Raw genomic sequence first — 25,803 nt, 5'->3', positions numbered from 1 at the left:
GGGAGCGTGATGAAAGCAATCGACAAGAAGTGGTGGCACAACGCGGTGGTCTACCAGATCTATCCGCGCAGCTTTATGGACGCCAACGGCGACGGCGTGGGCGATTTAGCGGGGATCATCAGCAAGCTCGACTATCTGCAACAGCTTGGCATCAACCTTATCTGGCTCTCGCCGGTCTATAAATCGCCGATGGACGACAATGGCTACGATATCTCCGATTACGACGACATCGCCGCGGAGTTCGGCACGATGGCGGAGATGGAGCAGCTGATCCAGGAAGCGAAAGCGCGCGATATCTACATCCTGATGGATCTGGTGGTGAACCACACTTCCGATGAGCACCCGTGGTTTATCGAGGCGAAAAAGGGCAAAGATAACCCGTACCGCGACTTCTATATCTGGCGCAAACCGGCGCCGGACGGCGGCCCGCCGAATGATTACCGCTCGCATTTTGGCGGCAGCGGCTGGGCGTATGACGAGGCGAGCGGCGAATATTACCTGCACCAGTTTTCGGTGCGCCAGCCGGATCTGAACTGGGAAAACCCACGCGTGCAGGAGGAGATCCACGCGATGATGAACCGCTGGCTGGATAAGGGCATCGGCGGTTTTCGCATGGACGTTATCGACTTAATCGGCAAAGAGGTGGATCGGCAGATCATGGCGAACGGCAAGCATCTGCACGTGCTGTTGCGCCAGATGCATGACGCCACGTTTGGCCCGCGCGATTCGCTGACCGTGGGCGAAGCCTGGAGCGCCACGCCGGAAGATGCGCTGCTCTACAGCGACCCGGAACGCCGCGAATTGTCGATGGTGTTTCAGTTCGAACATATCAAACAGACCTGGGATGAAAAAGCCGGTAAGTGGCGCAGCAGGCCGTTCGAGCTGCCGCGCTTTAAGGCGGTGATCGATAAATGGCAGACGGCGCTTGCCGATCGCGGCTGGAATTCGCTGTTCTGGAGTAATCATGACCTGCCGCGCGCGGTGTCGAAATTCGGCCACGACGGCGAGTTTCGTGAGGTCTCGGCGAAAATGCTCGCCACCGCGCTCCACTGCCTGCGCGGCACGCCCTATATCTATCAGGGCGAAGAGATCGGCATGACCAATGTGCGTTACTCCACCATTGAAGAGTATCGCGATATCGAAAGCCTCAATTTTTACCGGGAACTTATCGCAGGCGGCCTGACGCATGACGAGATGATGACCGGTATTTACGCCAACGGCCGCGACAACGCCCGCACGCCGATGCAGTGGGATGAGAGCCCGAACAGCGGCTTCACCACCGGTATGCCGTGGCTTGGCGTTAACCCTAACTACCGCGAGATTAACGTGGCGCAGGCGCTGGCCGAACCCGACTCCATCCTCTGGCACTACCAAAAACTGGTGGCGCTGCGTAAACAGTATCCGATTCTGGTGTATGGCGATTATCAGATGCTGTTTGCCGAGCATCCGGAAGTGTTCGCCTGGGTGCGCCGCTACGAGGGCGACACGCTGCTGGTGATTAACAACTTCTTTGGCAACGCCATTACGTTGCCCATTCCGCAAGCGATGCAGGCGTGGCACGGCGAATGTCTTATCAGCAACTATGCGCCGCGCGATCAGCTCGCCGTGAGTCTGGAACTGCAACCTTATGAATCTTTCGCGCTGTTAATCCATCAGGAGGGGTAATGAGTGAAGCATCGACGCAGGTAAAAGGCCGCTGGTGGAAAGAGGCGACGGCCTACCAGATTTATCCGCGCAGCTTTAAAGACAGCAACGGCGACGGTATTGGCGATCTCAACGGCATTATTGAAAAGCTCGATTACCTGAAAGATCTGGGTATCGATCTTATCTGGATCTGCCCGATGTATCCGTCGCCTAACGATGATAACGGGTACGACATCAGCGACTATCAGGGAATAATGGCGGAGTTCGGCACGATGGCCGATTTCGACCGGCTGCTGGAGGGCGTGCATCAGCGCGGCATGCGGCTCATCCTCGACCTGGTGGTGAACCATACCTCTGACGAGCACCCGTGGTTTCTGGAGTCGCGCTCCTCGAAAGAGAACCCAAAACGCGACTGGTATATCTGGCGCGACGGCAAAAACGGGGCGGAGCCGAATAACTGGGAATCTATCTTCAGCGGCCCGGCCTGGAAGCGGGACGATCTCACCGGTCAGTATTTCATGCACCTGTTCAGCAGCCGCCAGCCCGATCTTAACTGGGAAAACTACGAGATGCGCGCCGCCGTCTACGACATGATGCGCTGGTGGCTGGATAAAGGCATCGACGGGTTTCGTATCGACGCCATCGCGCATATGAAAAAGGAGCCGACGTTAAGCGACGTACCCAACCCGGAAAAACTGCCCTATGCGCCGTCGATGGTGTCGCACCTTAATTACGACGGTCTGCTCGATTATGTGGACGATATCTGCCGTAACGTCTTTAACCACTACGACATCGTGACGGTAGGCGAGATGAACGGGCTGGACGCCGCCCATGCGGAAGAGTGGGTGGGCGAAAACCGCGGGCGGCTCAATATGGTGTTTCAGTTCGAGCATGTGCGGCTCTGGGAGCCGCAGGCGGGCCTGCGCCCGACGCCTGCCGTGTTGCGTGACATTTTCACCGCCTGGCAGCAGGCGCTGGAAGGCAAAGGCTGGAACGCGTTGTATGTGGAAAACCATGACGTGACGCGCGTGGTGTCGCGCTGGGGCGATACCGAGCGTCACTGGCGCGAAAGCGCGACCTGCATCGCGGCGATGTATTTTCTGATGCAGGGCACACCGTTTATCTACCAGGGCCAGGAGATCGGCATGACCAACACGCGCTTTGCGGGCCTTGACGATTTTGACGATGTCTCGGCCCATAACAAAGCGCGCGACCTCCGGGATCAGGGGATGAGCGAGGAGGAGATTGTCGCCTTCCTGACGCGTACCGGTCGCGATAACTCCCGCACGCCGATGCAGTGGAACGCGTCGCCGTATGCGGGCTTCAGCACCCATGAGCCGTGGCTGAAGGTGAACCCGAACTACGAGATGATCAACGTTGAAAGCCAGCAGCATGACCCGCATTCGGTGCTGAACTTTTATCGGCAGATGATCCACCTGCGAAAGCGCGAGCCGGCGCTGATTTACGGGCGCTACGAGACGGTGCTTGACGATCACGAGCAGATTTATGCCTACCGCCGCGTACTCGGCGATGAAACGCTTGTGGTGTTGTGTAACTTCTCCGGCAAAGCTGCGGAGTGGGATGCAGGAGCGCTGTCGCTTGAGGGCGCGTTCTGCGTGCTGGCGAATCTGGACGATACGCAGGAGCCGCACCGGTTACGCGCCTGGGAGACACGGGTTTATAAACTGGCGTAAAGCGTCTCAGGGTGTGACGTAACAGTCTTTTTTGCGAGACAGATCGCGCCACAATGGCGCGATTTTTTTACATGGACGCAATCTATGATTCGTAAAACAAGTCTGGCCGTTCTGGCGTTGCTGGCGGTGTGGTATGCGGCGCCAGCGGCAGCGGCGCGCAGCGATGATGATGTCAAAGAGCAGGTGATTCAGGAATCCATTGACGCCTATCCCGGCAACTGTCCGTGCCCTTATAACGCCATGCGTAATGGCCGTGCCTGCGGCGGGCGCAGCGCCTGGAGCCGGGCGGGGGGCTACTCACCTGTCTGCTATAAACGTGAAGTGACGGCAGAGATGGTCAGGCAGTGGCGCGAGCGCAACGAATAATCGCGCTCGCGTAACAGGATTAATACCCGACGTTATCGAGAATAAAGTTTTTACTGCAGTTACCCGGATGCGGCTGTGGGGCAAACGAGTCGGCGGTGAGCGGCGCGTTGATCTTCGCGGCATTCAGCGAGATCTGCATCTCGGTAAGGTAAGCCGGATTGCCGTTGCAAGTGAGTTTCACCGCCCGTACGCTCTGGCGGCCAAACGCTTTAGCGACGGCGGTATCAAACGCCTGGCGGCTGACCGCTTTTCCGTAGTTGGCGGCAAGGAACGCGCCAATCGGGCTCTGTTTCACTTCATTATTCATGCGCACCATGGTGCCGAAATAGGCGTCCGGATCGAAGCCGAAGCAGACGCCGTGTTTGGCGTATTCATAACGCTCAAGGCAGGAATCGCCGCCAGCGCCCGGCATCGTCTCGCTGAGCTTCTCAGCGGTTTCCAGCGACAAACCGGTTTCCGCCGCCTGGCATTTTTTATCGGCGCGGGCGAGCGGCATATTCGGAATGGGGCGCGTGGCGCAGCCGTAGCGCATCCAGCGTTTCTCATCGACGCCGCGTAAGGCGACAGATTTCGGCAGGCCGGGCCACAGGCCATGCACAGTCAGGTAGTTGCGTTTATCGTCTTCTTCTTTTTGCAGGGCGCATTCGGCGGGCTCATCGCGTTGCCGCTCGTGCATACTCTGGCAAAAGCCGGTCTGCCATGAGAGCGCCAGCACGTAGCGATCGAAATCGCCATACTGCTTCGCTTCCAGCGGCTGCGCGGCTGCGGTCGTCGCAGCCATCGCCAGTAGTGCGCCCGCAGCGAGTAAAACTTTCCTGTTAACCATAGTATGGGTCCGAAATCGACGGGATAAATCACAAGGGTGTGTCATTTAACCATAAAAAAAGCGCCGCGAGGGCGCTTTTCAGACTGATTCCGCTTAAGGGCAGACGATTATGCCGCCACCAGCAGTTGCGTAGCGACGATAACGACGATTAATCCAACCAGCACCGGCACCGAGGTGCGCTTGACGACTTCAAACGGAGAGATTTTCGCCATCCCGGCGACGGCCACTACCACGCCGGAAACCGGCGAAATGGTGCGGCCCAGGTTAGAGGCCTGCAGCATCGGGATCGTCAGATAAGCCGGGTTCACGCCTGCGCTGTGCGCGAGTTTCGGGATCATCTCAACGAACGCGTAAAACGGCGCGTTACCGGAGCCGGTTGTCATTGCAGCGAGCATCGTGAGCGTGACCAGCACCAGCATAAGAATAATGCTGGCCGAGCCAAACGACGTGGCGATGGAGATAAGGCTCTGGATAAAGCCGATAGTGCTGAGCCCCTGGGCGAAAACGCCAGCCGCCACCAGCAGAATGACCACGCCTGCGAAGGCGTCCGCCATGCCGCGGTACGCCACTTCCAGTCCGGCAAAAACCGTTTTGCTGTCAAAGCTGCGGATAAACTCAATAACGGCGGTCAGCACCATGCAGATGACCAGAATCGTAATGATATGCAACTGCGGGCCCCATTTGCCGTCGAAAATCAGCACGCCAATAATGGGGCTGAACGGCAGAATCGCGTAAAAAGCGGGCGCGTTAGTGGTGATGTCTTTCACATCCAGCGTTTCATGGTAGATGTGCTCTTTTTTATCGAGCCAGCGCTGCCAGAAGAAGTGGGCGATCGCCATGCTGATAATAGCCGCGATGGAGATCGGCAGCGTGGTTTTAAACGCGAAATCGATGAGCGGCATTTCAGAGGCCTGCGCGGCCAGCACCACATCGCCGGAGGTGGGGGAGAGAATAATCGCCGCCGGAGAGGCGCAGATAGCCGCCGCCGCGCCGCGACTGATGCCGACATTCACCATCACCGGGAACAGCGTTGCCATCAGCAAGACGCCAAGCCCGGTCGCCGAGGAGACGGCGAGTGACATCAGACAGGCGACGAAATAGGCGGCAATCATCAGCAAATAGGGCGAATTAATATAACGCAGCGGGCGGGAGGCGAGCTTTACCACCATATCGTTGGCGCCGGTGTGCGTCATATAGGCGGCAAACCCGCACAGCATCATAATCATCATGCCGAGATCGCCGCCGCGGCTCATCAGCAGAATTTTTATATATTCAAAAATATCGCTGACGGCGTAGCCGGTACTGGTCTCTTTCGCCGGTAATATGGCGTGACCCATTAGCGCGCTAATAATTAACAGTAAAATACCGCCGACAAACAGCACGCCCGTGGCGGAATAACCTTTAATGATATAACGCGCGACCCCCACAATAACCACGACGCCTGTGAGGAGTTCCAGAATTGTTCCCATAATTGCCTCTGTTGAGCGACTGCAGAAATAACCTGGCGACGTCAGGCGCGTGGCGCAGGCATGATGCGGGGGAATGTGCCTGAATTACCCTGAGCGTTATCTGATACACATCAATAAACCTTCTGCTAGCCGCAAAGATGAACAGCATAGAAATAAACTACCAATAAATTAATGGGTTGCATAGAACTGTGGTTATGCCGGGGCACAGATAATGACGCAGAGGCGCAGGCAGACCGAAATTTACGTTAGGGAAAGTCGCTCGGGGCCGTTATTGACGGGCATTATTCCGGCAGGGGCGTGAATAAGAAAAATAACGATTTTTTGGGCACGGACAGCGGGGGAGAAGCGTCTGAAAAAAGGGCTTGCTACGCGACTGCCGGCTCGCTTTAGGAATTAACTGGCAGTCGGTTAAGTCTTCATTGAGGCACGATGGCGTAAAATATGCCTTCATACTAACAGTGGTAATTAAGACGTGACCGTAGTTAATAAATCCTTTCTGACGTTTCTTGTATTTTTCTGCCAGATATTATTTCCCCTGAACGCCTCGGCGCTGGAAGCGCCACGCACCGTAAAGGCCTGGGCCTCTGTGCTTGGCGATAACATCGCTGAGACATGGAACGAGCCGCAGCACGTGGATCTCTATGTTCCGGCTATCACCTGGCATGCGCGTTTCGCGTATGACAAAGAGAAAACCGACCGCTACAACGAACGCCCGTGGGGCGCGGGTATCGGCAAATCACGCTGGGATGAAAAAGGCAACTGGCACGGCCTGTATGTGATGGCGTTTAAAGATTCCTACAACAAATGGGAGCCTATCGCTGGTTATGGCTGGGAAGCGACATGGCGTCCGCTGCCTGACGACGCATTCCATGTGGGCCTGGGGTATACGCTTGGCGTAACGGCGCGCGATAACTGGGATTACATCCCGATTCCGCTGGTGCTGCCGCTGGCGTCGGTGGGCTATGGACCTGCGACATTCCAGATGACGTACATCCCCGGAACCTACAACAACGGAAACGTTTACTTCGCGTGGCTCCGGTTGCAGTTTTAAGCGCAAAATATTTTCAGTCATAAGAAAATGCGCTAAGCCAGACAAAACAAGGCTCACAAGCCCAACGGCAAAAAAAGTTCGCGACTTTTATCACTTTTTCTAAAAGTTGGACTGGACAAAAGCCACCACAATTGATGTACTGATATCCGACACAGCATTTGTGTCGATTTTTCATGTAAAGGTAATTTTGATGTCTAAGATTAAAGGTAACGTTAAGTGGTTTAATGAATCCAAAGGATTCGGTTTCATTACTCCGGAAGATGGCAGCAAAGACGTGTTCGTACACTTCTCTGCGATCCAGAGCAATGGTTTCAAAACTCTGGCTGAAGGTCAGCGTGTAGAGTTCGAAATCACTAACGGTGCCAAAGGCCCTTCTGCTGCTAACGTAATCGCTCTGTAATTACAAACAGCAAGAATTTCAAAACCCGCTGATTCAGCGGGTTTTTTTATGCCTGCCGTTTTACTTTTTCTCAGTAAAACAGAAAGCTTTTCAGGAAAAACGCGACCACCAGAACGCTGAATAACACCGCCAGCCAGCTCATCATTTGCGCTTTCATAAGCCCCTCCGACACAGACGATAAGCCGATAGTGGCAGAGAAAAATTAAGCTAACATTAACGCGGCGTCGGTTAGCGCACGCTGACGGAAGAAAAAAGCCAGAATGCGAGCGCCGTCATCATAAACGAGCCGAACAGGTTCAGCGCCACGTTAAGCCCCGCCCAACCAAGGCGGCCCTCCTGCAGCAAAAACACCACTTCAGCGGAGAAGGTCGAGAAGGTCGTCAGGCCGCCGCACAGGCCGGTCGTAATGAGGAGCTTCCACATGGGGTCCAGATGCGTCATGCGGCTGAACCATGCAAGCCCGGCACCAATGATAAATGCCCCTGCGAGGTTAGCGGTAAGCGTCCCGAGAGGAATCGCGTGGTGCGCAGGATTCAGGCGCAAACCGAGCCACCAGCGCAGCACGCTGCCGGTGCCACCGCCGAGAAATACCGCGAGCATAATTTTTAACATGGGACGCTTGTCATGATGTTATTTGAAAGACGAATAGTTTACCGTCAGCAAAGGCATGCTGGCTACCGGAAGGGGAAGTGAAATGAAAGTAGCGGTTGGACAGTTTGCGGTCACGCCTGACGCGCAACAAAATGCACAAACCTGTACAGCGCTGATGGCTAACGCCGCCAGCCAGAATGCCGCGTTGCTGGTGCTGCCGGAGGCGTTGCTGGCGCGCAGTGACAGCGACCCGGATATGTCGGTGAAATCGGCCCAGTCGCTTGACGGCGACTATGTTCTGCGCCTGCGCGAGGAGAGCGCCAGAAACCGCCTGACAACGCTTCTGACGCTGCATATCCCGACCAGTAAGGGCAGGGCGGCCAATACGCTTATCGCGCTGCGTGGCGGCGAGATTATCGCGCAGTATCAGAAGATTCATCTGTATGACGCCTTCGCGATGCAGGAGTCGCGGCTGGTGGACGCCGGCAGTACGCTGCCGCCGTTAATTGAGGTGGAAGGCATGAAGGTCGGGTTGATGACCTGCTACGACTTACGCTTCCCGGAGATGGCGCTGAGCCTGGCGCTTGCGGGCGCTGACGTGCTGGCGTTGCCGGCGGCCTGGGTGCGTGGGCCGCTCAAAGAACATCACTGGACCACGCTGCTCGCGGCCCGGGCCCTGGACACCACCTGTTATATCGTGGCGAGCGGCGAGTGCGGCAACCGCAATATCGGCCAAAGCCGCGTGGTGGACCCGCTTGGCGTGACGATCGCGGCGGCAGGTGAGCGCCCGGAGCTGATTTTCGCTGAGATTTCAGCGACGCGCGTGGCGCAGGTGCGAGAACAGCTGCCAGTGCTCAAAAATCGCCGTTTCGCCGCACCAGAATTATTGTGATGTTTTTTTATCCAGCGCTTGATTCATCTCGTTACAGATTGCTATTGTGTGTCGGGCTTAAATGACCGTTAATAAGTACGGTCTTTGACATCGCCGACTGGCGCCAGATTTTCTAAGAAGGTAAGTATGGGTGAAATTAGTATTACCAAACTGCTCGTGATCGCCGCACTGGTTGTTCTGCTGTTTGGTACCAAAAAACTGCGTACGCTTGGGGGCGACCTGGGTGCCGCGATTAAAGGCTTCAAGAAAGCCATGAACGACGACGAGTCCGGCGCGAAAACGCCTGCGGCGACCGAAGCCCCGGCAGAACGTCTTTCTCACAAAGAATAATTTCTGCCCCTGCGGCATAAAAAAACCGGCTCACAGAGGCCGGTTTTTTTGTGGGCGAAGCCCGATGGTAACAACCTGTTACGCGCTTATTTCACTTCTTCGCCTTTCGCCTGGAGATCGGCATGGTAAGAAGAGCGTACGAACGGGCCACAGGCGGCGTGGGTAAAGCCCATCGCCAGCGCTTCCGCTTTCATCTCTTCAAACTCATCCGGGCTCACATAGCGCTGTACCGGCAGGTGGTGACGGCTCGGCTGCAGGTACTGGCCCAGCGTCAGCATGGTCACGCCGTGGGCGCGCAGATCGCGCATCACGTCGATGATTTCCGCATTGGTCTCGCCAAGGCCAACCATCAGGCCGGATTTGGTCGGGATCTCCGGGTGCGCTTCTTTAAAGCGCTCCAGCAGCTTCAGCGACCAGTTATAGTCCGCGCCTGGACGCACCTGACGATAAAGACGCGGCACGTTTTCCAGGTTGTGGTTAAACACATCCGGCGGCGTGGCGGTCAGGATCTCCAGCGCTTTATCCATACGGCCGCGGAAATCGGGCACCAGCGTCTCGATTTTGATGGTCGGGCTCTTTTCACGGATAGCCGTAATACAGTCGGCAAAGTGCTGAGCGCCGCCGTCACGCAGGTCGTCGCGATCCACAGAGGTGATAACGACGTAGCGCAGCGCCATATCGGCGATGGTTTGCGCCAGCTTCTGCGGCTCGTTGGCATCCGGGGCGACCGGACGGCCGTGCGCCACGTCGCAGAACGGGCAGCGACGGGTGCAGATAGCGCCGAGGATCATAAAGGTCGCGGTGCCATGGTTGAAACACTCCGCAAGGTTCGGGCAGGAGGCCTCTTCACAAACCGAGTGGAGGCCATTCTTGCGCATCGCCGCTTTGATACCCTGAATGCGGGTAGAGTCGGCAGGGAGTTTGATTTTCATCCACTCCGGCTTTCTTAACAAAGCCTCCCGCTCTGTCGCCACATTCTTAACCGGGATAAGGGCCATTTTATCGGCATCGCGGTATTTCACACCGCGTTCCATCACAATGGGTTTACTCATAGCGTGCGTGTTCCAGTTGCGGATAACGAAGGAAAGCGTTTAAATTCAAGCTAATGTTGTATTTATCAACTATTTTTGAATTAACGGCACGCAGTATAACATTACTGCCACACAGAATCAGCCTGAGGGCACCCGAAACGCCGAAGAATTTGTAAAATAGTTGTTATTTTGTGCCCTTAAGCGGTCGCCCATTATGAGGGCGACGCGCCAGCTGAAACGGTGTGATGCGTAAACCCTTCCACAATCGCTTCAATGACATTCTGCACCACGGGATCACGCAGGCTGAATTTATTGTAATGCAATGAAATGTCGATAGTTTCTTTAATAACGACATCGCTTTCCACTTCAATAAGCCCAAAGCTTTCTTTAAATAACGTGAATATTCGTGCGGGCATAAAGCCGATTAAATCGCTGCTGCCGATGATAGAGGCGATCGTCACCATATTGTAACTGCTAAACGAAACGTTTCGATCAGGCAGTAAGGTATTAATCTGCTTACGTACGCCGTTCACCATTCCGCCCGGTAACATGATGAAAGTGTGCTCCCAGGTTTGTAGGTCTTCCGACGTGACCGGCTCGCCGGTACGCGAGCAAGGATGGCCGCGACGACACACCACGGCGACGCGATCTTTAAAGAGCAGGTGGGTGCTGAGAGTACGCGAAGACCATGAGCCGCTGTCGACCACCAGATCGGTCTGGAACTGGCTCAGCTGGGTTTCGGTGTCCTGCAGCGGGATGTTACGGATTTGCAGATGGGGGTTTACCGTGCGGATCTGCTTGTAAATTTGTGGGATCACCAGCGCGCCCAGCGAGGCGGAGGTCGCAATGGTAATGGTGCGCTGTTTTTCGTGCTCACCCTGTAAATCCAGGGCGCCAAGAATAGATTCCAGTCCCTGACTGATATATTCATGCATGTGAGTCGCATAAGCAGTCGGGGTGACCCCTTGCCCTTTGCGAATAAACAACGGATCGGGAAATATCAGTCGCAGTTTCTGAATAGACTGGCTGATGGCCGATGGCGTCAGGTTCAGTACTCTGGCCGCGTTAACGATGCCTTTATGCACGTATACGGCTTCGAAAATCGTCAGCAGGTTTAGATCGATATTTCGCAGAGTCTGGAATATTTGCGGTCTACTGTCATCTTCCTGTTTGGCTGAAGGTTTTTCAGGGGGATGGTTCAATTCCACGCTACGCTCCAACTGTATAGATAAATCAAATAATAGAGAGGTTCTATTTATAATAACTGTGAACAGGTCCCTTAGCCGACAATAAAACGCTCCGGGGATCTTACCCGCATAAAGTGAACAGGACTTTACATGGACGGCATAGGGGCGGGTGGTGTTTTCAGATAAATCCCGCTAATCTTCTCTTGCCGTTAATCCATTGATGAGATTAAGGAAAATCTATTCAGGCGCAGAGAAAATAAATAATCCGTTATGGAATGTAAAGCGGCAAATTGCATATCGATTAAAGGCCGCCACAAGAAGGGCGGCGAACCAAGAAAGTCTTAAGCGCTGATATATTCCGCAGGGGGATTATTAAGTAGCGCTAAAAAGTGATGCACCAGTCGCGGTTGCACCGCTTCAGGGTTTGCGCCAGCAGAAAGGGCGCTCACCTGGGTCATTTCCATGCCGGCGTACCCGCAAGGATTAATACGTAAAAAAGGGCGTAAATCCATATTAATATTGAGTGCAAGCCCGTGAAACGAGCAGCCTTTACGAATACGCAGACCCAATGAGCAGATTTTTTTGCCATCCACATAGACGCCTGGCGCGTCTGGTCGAGGGTAGGCGTTAATATTCCACTCTGCAAGTGTATTGACGACGGTCTGTTCCAGCAAGGTGACCAGCTCACGCACGCCAAGTTTGCGGCGTCTGAGATCTAACATCACATACATGACCTGTTGGCCGGGCCCGTGATAGGTCACCTGGCCGCCGCGATCGCTCTGAATAACCGGAATGTCACCCGGCATCAATACATGTTCTGCCTTGCCGGCCTGCCCCTGCGTAAACACGGGCGTGTGCTCGACCAGCCAGATCTCATCCGGGGTGGTTTCTTCGCGTTCGTCGGTAAACTGATGCATTGCCTGCGAAACGGGTTCATAAGGCTGAAGCCCGAGCTGGCGAACAATGATTTTTTCCTGAAGCAAAACGGCGTCTCCGAAGAGAGAAGGTGCGGGGAGTATATCACGAAGAGAAGTTACCCGGACGTGGCCGGGTAACGGGGATTACAGCACCATACGCACGATCTCGATATTGCCAAGCTCTTCATAGAGCGTTTCCACCTGCTCGATATGCGTCGCATTGATGGTAATCGAAACGGAATGGTAGTTGCCTTTGCTGCTCGGTTTAATCTGCGGCGTGTAGTCGCCGGGAGCATGGCGCTGCACTACCTCGACGACCAGATCGACCAACTCAGGCTTCGCCAGGCCCATTACTTTGTAAGTAAAGGGGGTCGGGAACTCAAGCAGCTCGTTAAGTTTGGTTTTCATGTCAGCTCCAGCGTTACGTCAAAAAATAATAACTCCCGCCGAAGCGGGAGTTGGATTGATGTTTAGTATATGGGGATGAAAGTCAGGCTTTCAAGTGGTCAGCAATTAACCAAACCAGTGGTGGAACATCAGTTTGATGTAATCGATGATACGGCCAAAGAAGTTGCCTTCCTGAATCTCTTCCAGTACGACCAGTGGGCGCTGCTCGATGGTTTTACCGTCCAGCTGGAAATTAATGGTGCCGACCACCTGATTTTTCGCCAGCGGCGCGTGCAGCTCAGAGGTGTTAAGCACATAGCTGGCTTTCAGATCTTTCATGCGGCCACGCGGGATGGTCAGATAGATATCTTTATCAACGCCCAGCGAGGCGCGGTCGTTATCGCCAAACCATGCCGGTTCAGACGCAAACTCTTTGCCCGCTTTCAGCGGATTTACGGTTTCGAAGAAACGGAAGCCCCAGGTCAGCAGTTTTTTGCTTTCAGCTTCGCGGCCTTTAAAGGTGCGACCGCCCATCACGGCAGAGATGAGACGCATCTGGCCTTCGGTGGCAGACGCAACCAGGTTGTAGCCTGCTTTGTCGGTGTGACCGGTTTTGATACCGTCCACATTCAGGCTGTTATCCCACAGCAGACCGTTACGGTTGGTCTGGCGGATGCCGTTGAAGGTAAACTCTTTCTCTCTGTAGATGGAGTACTCGTTCGGCACATCGCGGATCAACGCCTGGCCAATCAGCGCCATGTCGCGCGCAGAACTGTACTGACCATCAGCGTCAAGACCGTGTACGGTCTGGAAATGGGTGTTTTTCAGGCCCAGCGCGGTAACGTAGCTGTTCATCAGGCCCACAAACGCGTCCTGGCTCCCTGCGACGTAGTCGGCCATCGCCACGCAGGCATCGTTGCCGGACTGCAGGTTAATCCCGCGGATCAGCTGGGAAACCGGTACCTGCATGCCAGGCTTCAGGAACATCAGGGATGAGCCTTTGAAGACCGGGTTGCCGGTGGCCCAGGCGTCGTTGCCGATAGTTACCACATCGGACTCTTTAAATTTGCCTGCTTTCATCGCCTGGCCGATGACATAACTGGTCATCATTTTGGTCAGGCTCGCCGGATCGCGGCGCGCGTCAGCATTCTGCTCCGCCAGCACTTTCCCTGAGTTGTAATCGATGAGGATGTAAGCTTCCGCGTCGATCTGCGGCACGCCTGGGATCATCGTTTTGATATTGAGGTCGTCGGCATGGGCGGCGGTGGAAAGGGCTGCGACAGAAAGCACCGTGGTAGCGGCGAGACGCTGCATAAAACGAACGGAGAAAGTGGTCTTCATGGTCTGAACAACGACATCCGTGATGAGTGAAAAAAAGTGCCTTACTATAGCAAATGCCTTATGGGCTGGCATCCGACTTTGCGCATGACTTTGTTAACGGCCTTTACCGTAACTGACAAAGCGGCAGGCCAGCCCGGCCTGCGTTTATTGGGCGACAGTAATGAAAGATTGTACCTGCGCTTCACTCTGCAAACGTTGCTGGAGCGAGGCGGCCTGCGATTTGCTGGCGAACGGGCCTAACTGAACGCGATAGACGGCGCCGTTCTGGCTGACGCGTCCCGGTACGGAAAATTGTTGGCTCAGTTTTTGCTGCCACTGCGCGGCGCGCGCGCTGTCGCTGACGGCGCCGACCTGCACCACATAATTCCCTGCGGCGGTCGTGGAGGCGCTGGCGGCTGGCGCGACGCTGCCCTGCACGGAGCCTGGCGCGGTCACGGGCGCGTTGCGGGTAGCGGGCGCGGCAAGCTGCGCAGGTTCAGCGGCAGGTTGCGCGGGAGCGCTCGCCGCTACAGGCTGCGGCGTCGCGGCAGGCGGTGTGGTGGTTTCCGGCGCTGAACTCTCCAGCACGCCCGAGGCAAGCGTCGTCGGCGCACCTAAGAAGCCGCCGCTTTTTACCGGCGCGCCGGTGGTGTCATCGCTTTGCAGCGTATCATTGCTCACCGGACGGATATCGCCCTGCGGCTCGGTAGGCTGTGGGGCAGAAGAGACGCTGCCGAGGCCGCCGCTTAAATCAGGACGCGCCGGAAGCGCGTATGTTTGTTTCGCGACCGTCGTACAGGCCATGCCAGGCCCGGAGAGCGAGCCGTCCGGCGCGACGATGATAGGATCGATACGCACTTTGGTGTTGTTTGAGGTGTTCAGGCGATCCGCCGCCGCGCGGGAGAGCGAGATAACGCGGTCGTTGCCATACGGGCCGCGATCGTTAATGCGCACGACAATCATGCGGCCGTTGGCGAGGTTAGTAATGCGCGCGTAGCTCGGCACCGGCAGGGTAGGGTGCGCGGCGGTGAGCTGCATCGGGTCGAACGGTTCGCCCGAGGCGGTCAGGTTGCTGTCCGGCTCCGCGTCGTAAATCGCCGCCAGTCCCGCCTGGCTGAAGCGCGAGAGATCCTGAACGATGCTGTAGCGCTTACCGTCGCGCTCATAATCGCTGTTTACGGAAGGATTCAGCTGTTCGTAGCGAGGATCCGCGCCGCTTATCTCAACGACTGGACCGTTGCAGACCGGCTGCTGTGGCGCTACGCTCGCCTGTTGTTGCCCTTCGTTATTCACGCCGCAGGCGGTTAATAATCCTGCGGCGATGCAGACGCCAATCCACTGCTTACGCATTGCGAACCTCTTATACGCTCTTCGACAACATTTTCCTGTGGGTATGGATCGACATTACGATGCCAAACCCTGCCATGAGTACAATCAGGGCGGAGCCCCCGTAGCTAACCAGCGGCAGCGGAACGCCCACCACCGGTAAGATACCACTCACCATACCAATATTCACAAACACATAAACGAACAGAATCAGCATCAGGCCGCCCGCCATGACGCGCCCGAAGGTCGTCTGCGCGCGCGCGGCGATCCACAGCCCGCGCATAATCAGCAGCACATAGAGCGCCAGCAGCACCAGTACGCCCACCAGGCCCAGCTCTTCGGCAAGTACCGCGAAGATAAAGTCGGTATGGCGTTCGGGCAGGAATTCCAGCTGCGACTGAGTGCCGTGCAGCCAGCCTTTGCCGCGCAGGCCCCCTGAGCCGATGGCGATTTTCGACTGAATAATATGATAGCCCGCGCCGAGCGGATCGCTTTCCGGATCAAGCAGCATCATTACGCGCTGGCGCTGATAATCGTGCATCAGGAAGAACCACAGGATGGGAATAAAGGCCGCGATAAGCACCACCGCGATACCGATCAGACGCCAGCTTAAACCGGAGAGGAACAGCACGAACAGGCCGGAGGCGGCGATGAGAATCGAGGTGCCGAGATCGGGCTGAGCGGCCACCAGCAGCGTCGGCATGAAAATCAGCACCAGCGCGATGCCCGTGTTTTTAAGCGTTGGCGGGCAGACGTCGCGGTTAATAAAGCGCGCCACCATCAGCGGCACGGCGATTTTGGCGATTTCCGAGGGCTGGAAACGCACCACGCCGAGATCGAGCCAGCGCTGCGCCCCTTTAGATATCGCCCCGAAGGCGTCCACCGCCACCAGCAAAATAATACAGATGATATAAAGGTAAGGCGCCCAGCCTTCGTAGACGCGCGGCGGGATCTGCGCCAGCACGATCATAATCACCAGACCCATCATGATCTGGCCTATCTTGCGCTCCATCATGCCGATATCCTGGCCGCTGGCGCTCCAGATAACCATCGCGCTGTAAAAACAGAGCGCCAGGATTATCAGCATCAAGGTTGGGTCGAGGTGAATTTTATCCCACAACGACTTTTTATTCGGATTGTCGGTCATCTTATCGATCCTCCGCCGCCGCTGTGGCGGGGTTTTCCGCCGGCAGTTCGGTGTTATTGTCCCCGAGCATAATGTGGTCGAGGATTTGACGCATGATGGTGCCCACAGCCGGGCCTGCGCCGCCGTTCTCCAGGATCATCGCCACCGCCACTTGCGGGTTATCGTAAGGCGCGAAGGCGGTCATCAGCTTATGGTCGCGCAGACGTTCAGCGATGCGGTGCGCATTATAGGTTTCGTTGGCTTTCAGCCCGAAGACCTGCGCGGTACCGGATTTCGCGGCGATTTTATACGGCGCGCCAGCGAAGTATTTGTGTCCAGTGCCGTTGGCGCGGTTGGCGACGCCATACATGCCGTCTTTAGCGATTTCCCAGTAACCGGAATGAATATCGCCCACTGGCGGCTGTTCCGGCTGTCTCCACGGCACTTTCTGGCCGTTGACGACGGTCGTCATCAGCAGGTGCGGCACTTTCACCACGCCGTCGTTAATCAGGATCATCATGGCTTTGTTCATCTGTACCGGCGTGGCGGTCCAGTAGCCCTGACCGATGCCGACCGGAATGGTATCGCCCTGATACCACGGCTTTTTAAAGCGCTTCATCTTCCATTCGCGCGTCGGCATGTTGCCGGAGCGCTCTTCGGAGAGATCGATACCCGTCAGGCTGCCGTAGCCGAACTTGCGCATCCACTCGGAAAGCCGGTCGATGCCCATGTCGTAAGCGACCTGATAGAAAAAGGTATCCGCAGATTCTTCCAGTGATTTTGTGACGTTAAGCCGCCCGTGGCCCCATTTTTTCCAGTCGCGATAACGCTTCTCGGAGCCTGGCAATTGCCACCAGCCGGGGTCGAACAGCGACGTGTTGCGGTTGATAACCCCCGCGCTTAACGCGGAAACCGCCACATACGGCTTCACGGTTGAGGCTGGCGGGTAGACGCCCTGAGTGGCGCGGTTAATCAGCGGCGTGTTCGGGTCGTTGAGCAGGCCGGAGTAATCTTTGCTGGAGATACCATCCACGAACAGGTTCGGGTTGTAGCTTGGCATCGAGACCATCGCCAGGATGCCGCCGGTACGCGGGTCCGTGACGACCACCGCGGCGCGGCTGCCCTGGAGCAGGGTTTCGATATAGGTCTGAAGCTTCAGGTCGAGCGTCAGATAGATGTCGTGACCCGCCTGCGGCGGCACTTCTTTCAGCTGGCGAATGACGCGTCCGCGGTTGTTAACCTCGACCTCTTCATAACCGGTCTGGCCGTGCAGGACATCTTCGTAGTAGCGCTCAATACCGAGCTTGCCGATATCGTGCGTGGCGGCGTAGTTGGCAAGCTTGCCGTCTTTATCGAGGCGTTCAACGTCTTTATCGTTAATCTTTGAGACGTAGCCAATCACGTGCGTCAGCGCTGCGCCGTAGGGATAGTAGCGCCGCTTATAGCCTTTAACTTCCACGCCGGGGAAGCGGTACTGGTTCACCGCAAAACGCGCCACCTGCACTTCCGTCAGGTTGGTTTTCACGGGAATGGACGTAAAGCGGTGTGAACGCGCGCGTTCTTTCTTAAAGTTCGCAATATCGTCATCGTTAAGATCGACCACAGAGCGCAGCGCCTCCAGCGTATCCTGCACGCTGTCTACCTTTTCAGGCATCATTTCTATCTGGTAGATAGTGCGGTTCAGGGCGAGCGGCGTACCGTTGCGATCGTAGATAATCCCGCGGCTTGGCGGGATAGGCACCAGCTTGATGCGGTTTTCGTTAGAGCGGGTCTGATAGTCGTTAAAACGCAGGATTTGTAAGTGGTAGAGATTGAAGATAAGAATCCCGGTCAGCACCAGGATGCCGGCAAAAGCGACCAGCGCCCGACGCACAAAGAGCGCGGACTCAGCCGTATAATCACGAAAGGAATCCTTGAGTTTCATCCGCTGCTTAACTTACCTGTGGTGATTATTCACGATGATACGGGTGGTTAGTGGTAATACTCCAGGCGCGGTAGAGACTCTCCGCGACAATCACACGTACCAGCGGATGGGGCAGGGTCAGCGTGGAAAGCGACCAGCTCTGTTCGGCCGCCGCTTTGCAGGCATCGGACAGGCCTTCCGGTCCGCCGATAAGCAGGCTGACATCGCGGCCGTCCTGTTTCCAGCGCTCAAGCTCGCGGGCCAGCTGCGGCGTATCCCACGGGCGTCCCGGAATATCCAGCGTCACGATGCGGTTTTTCCCCGCCGCCGCCAGCATCATCTCGCCTTCTTTATCAAGAATGCGTTTGATGTCGGCGTTTTTGCCGCGCTTCCCTGCCGGGATCTCAACGAGCTCGAACGGCATATCTTTGGGGAAGCGGCGCAGATATTCGCTGAAACCTGTCTGCACCCAGTCGGGCATTTTTGTACCAACGGCGACCAGCTGAAGCTTCACGCCTTAACCCCAGAGCTTTTCCAGCTCATACAGGCGACGGCTCTCTTCCTGCATGACGTGCACCATCACATCGCCGAGATCGACGACGATCCAGTCGGCGGCGTTTTCGCCTTCAACACCGAGCGGCATCATGCCCGCCGCGCGGGATTCCTGAACGACATGATCGGCGATAGACATCACGTGACGGCTGGAGGTGCCGGTGCAGATAATCATACAATCTGTAATGCTGGATTTGCCCTTAACATCAATGGCGATAATATCCTGGCCTTTAAGATCGTCAATTTTATCAATGACAAAATCCTGGAGTGCTTTACCCTGCAAGTTTTCCCCCTGGGAATGTGAACCTCAGATGACGCCGGATGCGCCATCGGATAATCGATACGAGTACAGCGCCCGTAATGCGGGCGGGCTGCGCTCAGAAGTGGGCTATCATCCCACCGCAGGCAAGAGTTTGCATCGCCATTTTTGTAAAACAATTTCAGAAAGGCGGCTTGCGGCGGGAAATATCTGGCAGCGGAGGATAACAGTATCGCCCGTTGTGTCAATGCCTGAACCGCAATCGGTTCAGCGCGCGTCAGCAGAAGGACGCCACGGCGCGCGGTTGTTTAACGTCTGCAACTGCGTGAAGCCGTCATAACGCGCTACACGGCTCCATGCCCCTTGCTCCAGCAGGAAATGCCACAGCGAGCGGCCCGGCATATCAAGCAGGCGGGCAATCAGCAAGCTCAGCACGCCCTGATGGCTGACGATAAGGATATTCTCAGCCTCCTGCGGCGCGCTCAGCGTCTCAATAAACGCATCCACCCGCGCGGCAAACGCGGTGAAGCTTTCGCCATTGGTGGGTACGGCGTTTTGCCAGTCTGCGCACCAGGCGCGATAAGCTTCAGGATCTTCCAGCAGTAAATCGCGGTGGTGGCGCATCTCCCAGTCGCCAAAAAACATCTCGTTCAGACGCGGGTCGGTTTCGATGCTTTCATAGCGGCCGTCGAGAACAAGGCGGGCGGTGTGTTGCGCGCGGCCCAGCGCGCTGCACAATACACGGTCAAAAGCCACGTCGCGGAGCATAGTGCCGACCGCCTGCGCCTGCGTGACGCCGACGGGCGTCAGCGCGGTTTCCGCATGGCCGCTGTAGAGGCCTGCGACGTTCGCTTCGGTTTGTCCGTGACGTACCAGCCAGAGTTTCATCGCCTTCTCCTTGCGTTACGGCTGGCGATACAGCGCGTGACGGTGGATATACGCCAGCACCGCGGGCGGCAACAGGTCGTCGCACGGCTGCTGTTGCGCCAGGCGCGCGCGAATATCGGTCGCGGAAATCGGGTAGAGCGGGGTGTCGGCAAGATAGATTTTCCCGGCGGGCTGGCGGTGAAGCTCGTCAACGTGGCGGGCAAGACGGGGTGTTAACCAGCGCTGGTCCTCATCAGTTTTCATCGCCACCGGATAACCCGGACGGCGGCAGACCAGCAGATGACAGCATGCCAGCAACGCTTCGTAGTTGTGCCACGTGCGCAGCGTCAGCAGGGAATCCTGCCCGATGATAAACGCCAGCGGCGCGTCCGGACCCGCTTCACGGCGCAGCTGCGCCATTGTTTCGCTGGTCCATGAGGGGGTGGCGCGTTGCAGTTCCCGGATGTCCAGACGGAACAGCGGGTTACCGGCGATCGCCAGCTCAACCATCGCTTTGCGCTGAAGACTGCTGGCGCCCGGCTGCGGGCGGTGCGGCGGCACATTGTTTGGCAGCATCGTCACCTGCGTCAGTTTTACCTCTCTGGCGAGCGCTTCCACGGCGCGCAGATGGCCGTAATGAATCGGATCAAAGGTGCCGCCATACCAGGCCTGAAGCGCAGGGGGGCTGTCAGTCATCAATAAACACCCCGGCCAGCGCTTTGTGGCACAGCACCAGCGAGAGACTCTCCAGCTCCGGCCAGACGTTCTGGCCGTAATCCTGCTTGAGCGTGATTTCGCACTGCGTCAGCAGACGCACTGCCTGCCAGAGCCTGTCGTCGCTCAGACGGGAGAGCGCCTCGGTAATCAGGGCGCGGCGGTTCTGCCAGACGCGGTGCTGGTCAAACAGCGCGCGCAGCGGCGTGGTTGCCGACTGACGTTTTAGCGTCACCAGCGTCAGCAGTTCGCGCTGCAGGGTGCGCAGCAGAATCACTGGCTCGGCGCCTTCCTGACGTAGCTGTTGAAGAATATGCAGCGCGCGTTTGCTTTTGCCTGCCAGCAGGGCATCGACCCAGTGGAATGGCGTAAAGTGCGCGGCGTCGTTAACTGCCTGTTCAACACGCGGCAGCGTGAGCTTGCCGTCCGGCCAGATAAGCGACAGCCGTTCCAGCGCCTGGGCGAGCGCCAGCAGGTTGCCTTCGTAGCAGTAACAAAGGAGCTGACAGGCGGCGTCGTCAAGTTGCAGATTCATCTGCTTCGCCCGGTTAGCCACCCAGCGCGGCAGTTGCGCCTGCTCCGGCGTCTGGCAGGTTATCTGCACGGCGCGGTCGGCGAGCGCGGTAAACCACGCGGCGTTTTCCTGGGCTTTGGTGAGCTTATTACCGCGCACGATCAGCAGCAGATCGTCATGCAGCAGACTGACCAGCGTGGCGAGTTGTTCGTTGATAGCGGCGTTAGGGCCATTATCCGGTAAGGCCAGCAGCAGCGTCTGACGGCTTGCGAACAGGCTCATCGCCTGACAGAGCGAGAAAATGGCCTGCCAGTCGGTGCTGACATCAATAATAAAGCGGTGATGCTCTTCAAACCCCTGCGCCTGCGCCTGTTGATGAATGGCGTCCTGACTTTCCTGGAGCAGTAACGGATCGTTGCCGAGCACTAAATAAGCCGCGCGCAGCCCTTCGTTGAGCTGCGCGCGGAGTTGTTCAGGGTAAAGCCGTAGCATTACTGAACGGGGAGGGTAGTGGAGACGCGGCCGCTGTCCGGCGTATCAGCGTCGGCAGGTGTCGCGGCAGCCTGCGGCGCATCGCGGTTTTGCGAGACATCGCGCGTATGAACCGCCACCAGCTTACGGATCAGCTGTTCGGCGGCTTTGTCATACATCTCCTGAACGATGATATTACGCTCAGCCGTTTTCGCCAGCGCCGTTAGCGGGTTATCAAAGAACGAGCGGTATACGCGGGCGTCAATCGGGTAGATTTCATGTCCCGGGATCAGCACGGTGGCGTTAACCGTCATCACCATCTGATACTCCGCGGTACGACCGTTCTGGAAGACCGACGCGGTATCCTGGGAAATAGACGAGCGGCCAATACGCAGCGACGGTACGTCCTGACGAAGCGAGCTCGCCTCGACAATCTCGACGCCGTTCAGACGCAATTGCTTACGCACCGCACGCGTTAGCGGACCGTTCGGATCGCCGGAAATAAGAATCAATGTATGCATTTGCTCCGGCACCTGCGTGGTATTGCGCAGATGCCAGCCACAACCGGCGGTGAGCATCACCGCCAGGCCTACAAACAGAGTAATCAGATGTCGCACGCTTCCTCCTGCGCTTAGCCCACAACCAGGTTAAGCAGTTTACCCGGTACGTAAATCACTTTACGCACGGTGACGCCGGCGAGGTATTTCGCCACCAGATGTTCCTGAGCGGCGCGCTCGCGCACCTGCTCTTCGGTCGCGTCAGCCGCCACGGTGATTTTACCGCGCACTTTACCGTTAACCTGAACGACGACCAGCGTAGTGTCTTCCACCATCGCGCTTTCGTCAGCCTGCGGCCACGGCGCGTTGTCGATGTCGCCTTCGCCTTTCAGTTCCTGCCACAGCGTAAAGCTGACGTGCGGGGTGAACGGGTTGAGCATCCGCACCACGGCCAGCAGCGCTTCACGCATTAAGGCGCGATCCTGCTCGCCTTCCTGCGGCGCTTTCGCCAGTTTGTTCATCAGTTCCATGATGGCGGCGATAGCGGTGTTGAAGGTCTGACGGCGGCCAATATCATCGGATACTTTCGCGATGGTTTTATGAACGTCGCGACGCAGCGCTTTCTGATCGTCATTCAGCGCATCGACATTCAGCGCCGGCGCGTCGCCGAGCGCGGTGTGCTCGTACACCAGACGCCAGACGCGTTTCAGGAAGCGGTTTGCGCCTTCCACGCCGGACTCCTGCCATTCAAGCGTCATATCCGCCGGAGAGGCGAACATCATGAACAGACGCACGGTGTCGGCGCCGTAACGCTCAACCATTTCCTGCGGATCGATGCCGTTGTTTTTGGACTTCGACATCTTGCTCATGCCGGTGTAGACCAGCTCATGGCCTGCGGCGTCGCTCGCTTTCACGATGCGGCCTTTCTCGTCGCGCTCGACGATGGCGTCTTTCGGGGAGACCCAGTTGCGTTCGCCGTTCTGGCCCACGTAGTAGAACGCGTCTGCCAGCACCATACCCTGACACAGAAGCTGTTTCGCTGGCTCGTCAGAGTTCACCATGCCCGCGTCGCGCATCAGTTTGTGGAAGAAGCGGAAGTAGAGCAGGTGCATGATGGCGTGCTCGATGCCGCCGATATAAATATCGACCGGCAGCCAGTAGTTGGCGGCTTTCTCATCCAGCATACCTTCTTTGTACTGCGGGCAGGTGTAGCGGGCGTAGTACCAGGAGGACTCCATAAAGGTGTCGAAGGTGTCCGTTTCACGCAGCGCGGGCTGGCCGTTAACGGTGGTTTTCGCCCACTCCGGGTCTGCTTTGATCGGGCTGGTGATACCGTCCATGACCACATCTTCCGGCAGGATCACCGGCAGTTGATCGGCAGGCGTCGGCATAACGGTGCCGTCTTCCAGGGTCACCATCGGGATCGGCGCGCCCCAGTAACGCTGACGGGATACGCCCCAGTCGCGCAGGCGGTAGTTCACTTTACGTTCGCCAACGCCTTTGGCGGCGAGTCTATCGGCAATCGCGTTAAAGGCCGCCTCGAAGTCCAGGCCGTCAAATTCGCCGGAGTTAAACAGCACGCCTTTTTCAGTGAGCGCTTGTTCGCTCAGATCAGGCTCGGTGCCTTCTGCGGTCAGGATAACGGGCTTAATCTGCAGGCTGTATTTGGTTGCGAATTCGTAGTCGCGCTGGTCGTGGCCCGGAACGGCCATGACGGCGCCGGTGCCATATTCCATCAGCACGAAGTTGGCAGCCCATACCGGAATAGCTTCGCCGGTCAGCGGGTGAATCGCTTTAATGCCCGTGTCGACGCCTTTCTTCTCCATGGTCGCCATATCGGCTTCGGCGACTTTGGTGTTGCGGCATTCGGCGATGAAATCGCCCAGCGCCGGGTTAGCGGCCGCCGCGGCCTGCGCCAGCGGGTGACCCGCCGCAACGGCCAGATAGGTGACGCCCATAAAGGTGTCCGGACGAGTGGTGTACACCGTCAGCTTTTCGTCGCTGTTCTGGACGTCGAAGGTGATTTCCACGCCTTCGGAGCGGCCAATCCAGTTGCGCTGCATGGTTTTAACGGTATCCGGCCACTGGTCGAGCTTATCCAGATCGTTTAACAGCTCGTCGGCATAGGCGGTGATTTTAATGAACCACTGCGGGATCTCTTTGCGCTCGACTTTGGTGTCGCAGCGCCAGCAGCAGCCGTCGATAACCTGTTCGTTGGCCAGCACGGTCTGGTCGTTCGGGCACCAGTTCACCGCGGACGTTTTCTTGTACACCAGCCCTTTTTTGTAGAGCTCGGTGAAGAATTGCTGTTCCCAGCGATAGTATTCCGGGGTGCAGGTCGCCAGCTCGCGGCTCCAGTCATAGCCAAAGCCCAGCATTTTGAGCTGGTTCTTCATGTAGTTGATGTTGTCGTACGTCCACGGCGCCGGCGCGGTGTTGTTTTTCACCGCGGCCCCTTCCGCCGGCAGGCCGAAGGCGTCCCAGCCGATAGGCTGCAGCACGTTTTTACCCAGCATACGCTGGTAGCGCGCGATCACATCGCCGATGGTGTAGTTACGAACGTGGCCCATGTGTAGTCGGCCAGAAGGATAGGGAAGCATCGACAGGCAGTAATACTTCTCTTTGCTCTCGTCTTCGGTCACTTCAAACGTGCGCTTCTCTTCCCAGTGAAGCTGTACTTTGGATTCTATCTCTTCCGGGCGATATTGCTCTTGCATGGCAGCCAGTAGTCCTGTTTTCAATACAGCTACAAATGTAGCCTTAACGTGTGTTATTTCAGATCCGCATAGCATAGCCGATTCGACCGCTGCACAACAGCCTTTCAGCCGAGGGGGCGCGAATAAGGAAATGCGTGGTTTTACACGGCCCTGTGCGCTGGCTGGCAAAGCGCACAGGGATTAACGACTACAATAAGAAGAGGTTACCCATCCAGGAGGAAAAGGCGATGAACAAGGTTGCGCAATATTACCGTGAACTGGTGACCTCGCTCACCGAACGCATACGCAACGGGGAGCGGGATATCGATGCGCTGGTGGAGAGTGCGAGACAGCACATTGCCCGCACCGGCGAGCTCACCCGGACGGAAGAAGAAGAAGTGACCCGCGCGGTGCGACGCGATCTGGAAGAGTTCGCGCGCAGCTATAAAGAAAGCCAGGATGAACTGACGGACAGCGTCTTTTTACGGGTAATCAAAGAGAGCGTCTGGCAGGAGCTGGCGGATATCACCGATAAAACTCAGCTGGAGTGGCGCGAAGTGTTCCAGGATCTTAACCATCACGGCGTGTATCACAGCGGCGAGGTGGTGGGTCTTGGCAATCTGGTGTGTGAAAACTGCCATCATCATCTGGCCTTTTACACGCCGGAAGTGCTACCGGTCTGCCCCAAATGCGGCCATAACCAGTTCCAGCGTCGGCCGTTCGAGCCTTAATAAAACAATGCGCGGGCCGAAGCCCGCGCTGTTGTCGTTCGG

General features: G+C 56.9%; 26 protein-coding genes. 8 read left to right on the top strand and 18 right to left on the bottom strand.

Annotated elements, in window-relative coordinates; genetic code table 11:
• The first annotated feature begins 9 nt into the window (after nt 1–9).
• The 3 genes from AB8W27_RS14545 to AB8W27_RS14535 all read left to right on the top strand — a co-directional run bounded on the left by AB8W27_RS14545 (nt 10) and on the right by AB8W27_RS14535 (nt 3,704).
• Complete coding sequence (locus AB8W27_RS14545; protein ID WP_012815748.1) at nt 10–1,665, top strand: alpha-glucosidase; 1,656 nt, start codon at nt 10–12, stop codon at nt 1,663–1,665.
• Nucleotides 1,665–3,338 carry an alpha-glucosidase gene (locus tag AB8W27_RS14540; protein WP_041923318.1) on the top strand — a complete coding sequence of 558 codons (1,674 nt, stop codon included), beginning with the start codon at nt 1,665–1,667 and terminating at the stop codon, nt 3,336–3,338. The genes AB8W27_RS14545 and AB8W27_RS14540 overlap by 1 nt, the downstream gene beginning before the upstream one ends.
• Before the next feature lie 84 nt (nt 3,339–3,422).
• Nucleotides 3,423–3,704, top strand: coding sequence for a hypothetical protein (locus AB8W27_RS14535; protein WP_041923319.1), 282 nt, complete (start codon nt 3,423–3,425; stop codon nt 3,702–3,704).
• A gap of 19 nt (nt 3,705–3,723) precedes the next feature.
• Here AB8W27_RS14535 and rna read toward each other — a convergent pair whose 3' ends face one another.
• Together rna and dcuC are read right to left on the bottom strand one after the other, a co-directional pair.
• Entirely contained in the window at nt 3,724–4,530 is an 807-nt protein-coding gene (gene rna / locus AB8W27_RS14530; RefSeq protein ID WP_041923320.1) for a ribonuclease I, read from the bottom strand.
• A 107-nt stretch (nt 4,531–4,637) separates the two neighbouring features.
• Entirely contained in the window at nt 4,638–5,999 is a 1,362-nt protein-coding gene (gene dcuC / locus AB8W27_RS14525; protein WP_012815752.1) for an anaerobic C4-dicarboxylate transporter DcuC, read from the bottom strand.
• A gap of 472 nt (nt 6,000–6,471) precedes the next feature.
• Between dcuC and pagP the strand changes: the two genes are divergently transcribed.
• Entirely contained in the window at nt 6,472–7,050 is a 579-nt protein-coding gene (pagP, locus tag AB8W27_RS14520) for a lipid IV(A) palmitoyltransferase PagP (RefSeq protein ID WP_007768012.1), read from the top strand.
• 190 nt (nt 7,051–7,240) lie between these two features.
• A complete protein-coding gene (gene cspE, locus AB8W27_RS14515) occupies nt 7,241–7,450 on the top strand; it encodes a transcription antiterminator/RNA stability regulator CspE (protein ID WP_002439184.1) in 210 nt (69 codons plus the stop codon).
• Nucleotides 7,451–7,678: 228 nt separating this feature from the next.
• On the opposite strand, the gene crcB is transcribed toward cspE, so the two are convergent.
• A complete protein-coding gene (gene crcB / locus AB8W27_RS14510; protein ID WP_012815754.1) occupies nt 7,679–8,062 on the bottom strand; it encodes a fluoride efflux transporter CrcB in 384 nt (127 codons plus the stop codon).
• Between the two features lie 82 nt (nt 8,063–8,144).
• Here crcB and AB8W27_RS14505 point away from each other — a divergent pair, with 82 nt between their 5' ends.
• Both AB8W27_RS14505 and tatE read left to right on the top strand, forming a co-directional pair.
• Complete coding sequence (locus AB8W27_RS14505; RefSeq protein ID WP_041923322.1) at nt 8,145–8,933, top strand: deaminated glutathione amidase; 789 nt, start codon at nt 8,145–8,147, stop codon at nt 8,931–8,933.
• Nucleotides 8,934–9,059: 126 nt separating this feature from the next.
• Entirely contained in the window at nt 9,060–9,263 is a 204-nt protein-coding gene (gene tatE / locus AB8W27_RS14500; protein WP_007768016.1) for a twin-arginine translocase subunit TatE, read from the top strand.
• Between the two features lie 86 nt (nt 9,264–9,349).
• Here tatE and lipA read toward each other — a convergent pair whose 3' ends face one another.
• The 15 genes from lipA to leuS all read right to left on the bottom strand — a co-directional run bounded on the left by lipA (nt 9,350) and on the right by leuS (nt 25,051).
• Complete coding sequence (gene lipA / locus AB8W27_RS14495) at nt 9,350–10,315, bottom strand: lipoyl synthase (protein WP_007768017.1); 966 nt, start codon at nt 10,313–10,315, stop codon at nt 9,350–9,352.
• A 191-nt stretch (nt 10,316–10,506) separates the two neighbouring features.
• Nucleotides 10,507–11,502 carry a YbeF family transcriptional regulator gene (locus AB8W27_RS14490; protein WP_012815756.1) on the bottom strand — a complete coding sequence of 332 codons (996 nt, stop codon included), beginning with the start codon at nt 11,500–11,502 and terminating at the stop codon, nt 10,507–10,509.
• 320 nt (nt 11,503–11,822) lie between these two features.
• Nucleotides 11,823–12,464 (bottom strand): lipoyl(octanoyl) transferase LipB, encoded by a 642-nt coding sequence (gene lipB / locus AB8W27_RS14485; protein ID WP_032804318.1) that lies wholly within the window; start codon nt 12,462–12,464, stop codon nt 11,823–11,825.
• A gap of 78 nt (nt 12,465–12,542) precedes the next feature.
• Nucleotides 12,543–12,806 (bottom strand): DUF493 family protein YbeD, encoded by a 264-nt coding sequence (gene ybeD, locus AB8W27_RS14480; protein WP_007699789.1) that lies wholly within the window; start codon nt 12,804–12,806, stop codon nt 12,543–12,545.
• A gap of 105 nt (nt 12,807–12,911) precedes the next feature.
• On the bottom strand, nt 12,912–14,126 hold the full coding sequence (gene dacA / locus AB8W27_RS14475) for a D-alanyl-D-alanine carboxypeptidase DacA (protein ID WP_041923323.1): 1,215 nt from the start codon (nt 14,124–14,126) through the stop codon (nt 12,912–12,914).
• A gap of 144 nt (nt 14,127–14,270) precedes the next feature.
• Nucleotides 14,271–15,455: an endolytic peptidoglycan transglycosylase RlpA gene (gene rlpA, locus AB8W27_RS14470; protein ID WP_012815759.1), complete on the bottom strand. Its 1,185-nt coding sequence runs from the start codon at nt 15,453–15,455 to the stop codon at nt 14,271–14,273.
• Between the two features lie 10 nt (nt 15,456–15,465).
• Nucleotides 15,466–16,578 carry a peptidoglycan glycosyltransferase MrdB gene (mrdB, locus tag AB8W27_RS14465; RefSeq protein ID WP_012815760.1) on the bottom strand — a complete coding sequence of 371 codons (1,113 nt, stop codon included), beginning with the start codon at nt 16,576–16,578 and terminating at the stop codon, nt 15,466–15,468.
• A 1-nt stretch (nt 16,579) separates the two neighbouring features.
• Nucleotides 16,580–18,481 (bottom strand): peptidoglycan DD-transpeptidase MrdA, encoded by a 1,902-nt coding sequence (mrdA, locus tag AB8W27_RS14460; protein ID WP_015740510.1) that lies wholly within the window; start codon nt 18,479–18,481, stop codon nt 16,580–16,582.
• A gap of 25 nt (nt 18,482–18,506) precedes the next feature.
• Nucleotides 18,507–18,974: a 23S rRNA (pseudouridine(1915)-N(3))-methyltransferase RlmH gene (gene rlmH, locus AB8W27_RS14455; RefSeq protein WP_015740511.1), complete on the bottom strand. Its 468-nt coding sequence runs from the start codon at nt 18,972–18,974 to the stop codon at nt 18,507–18,509.
• Nucleotides 18,975–18,977: 3 nt separating this feature from the next.
• A complete protein-coding gene (gene rsfS, locus AB8W27_RS14450; protein WP_007768055.1) occupies nt 18,978–19,295 on the bottom strand; it encodes a ribosome silencing factor in 318 nt (105 codons plus the stop codon).
• Between the two features lie 243 nt (nt 19,296–19,538).
• A complete protein-coding gene (locus AB8W27_RS14445) occupies nt 19,539–20,159 on the bottom strand; it encodes an adenosylcobalamin/alpha-ribazole phosphatase (RefSeq protein WP_015740512.1) in 621 nt (206 codons plus the stop codon).
• A 15-nt stretch (nt 20,160–20,174) separates the two neighbouring features.
• Nucleotides 20,175–20,834, bottom strand: coding sequence for a nicotinate-nucleotide adenylyltransferase (gene nadD / locus AB8W27_RS14440; protein ID WP_041923324.1), 660 nt, complete (start codon nt 20,832–20,834; stop codon nt 20,175–20,177).
• Nucleotides 20,827–21,858 (bottom strand): DNA polymerase III subunit delta, encoded by a 1,032-nt coding sequence (holA, locus tag AB8W27_RS14435; RefSeq protein ID WP_015740514.1) that lies wholly within the window; start codon nt 21,856–21,858, stop codon nt 20,827–20,829. Before holA ends, nadD begins: the two co-directional genes overlap by 8 nt.
• Complete coding sequence (gene lptE, locus AB8W27_RS14430; protein ID WP_015740515.1) at nt 21,858–22,454, bottom strand: LPS assembly lipoprotein LptE; 597 nt, start codon at nt 22,452–22,454, stop codon at nt 21,858–21,860. The genes holA and lptE overlap by 1 nt, the downstream gene beginning before the upstream one ends.
• A 14-nt stretch (nt 22,455–22,468) precedes the next feature.
• Nucleotides 22,469–25,051, bottom strand: a complete 2,583-nt coding sequence (gene leuS, locus AB8W27_RS14425) for a leucine--tRNA ligase (RefSeq protein WP_161577191.1) — start codon at nt 25,049–25,051, stop codon at nt 22,469–22,471.
• Nucleotides 25,052–25,278: 227 nt separating this feature from the next.
• On the opposite strand from leuS, the gene AB8W27_RS14420 reads away from it, so the two are divergent.
• Nucleotides 25,279–25,761: a zinc ribbon-containing protein gene (locus tag AB8W27_RS14420; RefSeq protein WP_015740517.1), complete on the top strand. Its 483-nt coding sequence runs from the start codon at nt 25,279–25,281 to the stop codon at nt 25,759–25,761.
• The last annotated feature ends 42 nt before the right edge of the window (nt 25,762–25,803 follow it).

Origin of the sequence: Cronobacter turicensis, from assembly GCF_041222865.1 — a bacterium.
In the GTDB taxonomy this organism is placed as follows: Bacteria; Pseudomonadota; Gammaproteobacteria; order Enterobacterales; family Enterobacteriaceae; genus Cronobacter; species Cronobacter turicensis.
The sequence above is the reverse complement of the archived record's forward strand: the minus strand, read 5'-3'. Positions and strand labels throughout refer to the sequence as shown.

What these genes read in the sequence shown, in the direction of transcription:
- leuS (WP_161577191.1), bottom strand. Translation starts at nt 25,051, where the DNA reads ATGCAAGAGCAATATCGCCCGGAAGAGATAGAATCCAAAGTACAGCTT.
- AB8W27_RS14445 (WP_015740512.1), bottom strand. Translation starts at nt 20,159, where the DNA reads ATGAAACTCTGGCTGGTACGTCACGGACAAACCGAAGCGAACGTCGCA.
- cspE (WP_002439184.1), top strand. Translation starts at nt 7,241, where the DNA reads ATGTCTAAGATTAAAGGTAACGTTAAGTGGTTTAATGAATCCAAAGGA.
- mrdA (WP_015740510.1), bottom strand. Translation starts at nt 18,481, where the DNA reads ATGAAACTCAAGGATTCCTTTCGTGATTATACGGCTGAGTCCGCGCTC.
- AB8W27_RS14540 (WP_041923318.1), top strand. Translation starts at nt 1,665, where the DNA reads ATGAGTGAAGCATCGACGCAGGTAAAAGGCCGCTGGTGGAAAGAGGCG.
- mrdB (WP_012815760.1), bottom strand. Translation starts at nt 16,578, where the DNA reads ATGACCGACAATCCGAATAAAAAGTCGTTGTGGGATAAAATTCACCTC.
- crcB (WP_012815754.1), bottom strand. Translation starts at nt 8,062, where the DNA reads ATGTTAAAAATTATGCTCGCGGTATTTCTCGGCGGTGGCACCGGCAGC.
- AB8W27_RS14545 (WP_012815748.1), top strand. Translation starts at nt 10, where the DNA reads ATGAAAGCAATCGACAAGAAGTGGTGGCACAACGCGGTGGTCTACCAG.
- ybeD (WP_007699789.1), bottom strand. Translation starts at nt 12,806, where the DNA reads ATGAAAACCAAACTTAACGAGCTGCTTGAGTTCCCGACCCCCTTTACT.
- tatE (WP_007768016.1), top strand. Translation starts at nt 9,060, where the DNA reads ATGGGTGAAATTAGTATTACCAAACTGCTCGTGATCGCCGCACTGGTT.
- dacA (WP_041923323.1), bottom strand. Translation starts at nt 14,126, where the DNA reads ATGAAGACCACTTTCTCCGTTCGTTTTATGCAGCGTCTCGCCGCTACC.
- AB8W27_RS14420 (WP_015740517.1), top strand. Translation starts at nt 25,279, where the DNA reads ATGAACAAGGTTGCGCAATATTACCGTGAACTGGTGACCTCGCTCACC.
- lipA (WP_007768017.1), bottom strand. Translation starts at nt 10,315, where the DNA reads ATGAGTAAACCCATTGTGATGGAACGCGGTGTGAAATACCGCGATGCC.
- AB8W27_RS14505 (WP_041923322.1), top strand. Translation starts at nt 8,145, where the DNA reads ATGAAAGTAGCGGTTGGACAGTTTGCGGTCACGCCTGACGCGCAACAA.
- holA (WP_015740514.1), bottom strand. Translation starts at nt 21,858, where the DNA reads ATGCTACGGCTTTACCCTGAACAACTCCGCGCGCAGCTCAACGAAGGG.
- dcuC (WP_012815752.1), bottom strand. Translation starts at nt 5,999, where the DNA reads ATGGGAACAATTCTGGAACTCCTCACAGGCGTCGTGGTTATTGTGGGG.
- nadD (WP_041923324.1), bottom strand. Translation starts at nt 20,834, where the DNA reads ATGACTGACAGCCCCCCTGCGCTTCAGGCCTGGTATGGCGGCACCTTT.
- AB8W27_RS14535 (WP_041923319.1), top strand. Translation starts at nt 3,423, where the DNA reads ATGATTCGTAAAACAAGTCTGGCCGTTCTGGCGTTGCTGGCGGTGTGG.
- rna (WP_041923320.1), bottom strand. Translation starts at nt 4,530, where the DNA reads ATGGTTAACAGGAAAGTTTTACTCGCTGCGGGCGCACTACTGGCGATG.
- rlpA (WP_012815759.1), bottom strand. Translation starts at nt 15,455, where the DNA reads ATGCGTAAGCAGTGGATTGGCGTCTGCATCGCCGCAGGATTATTAACC.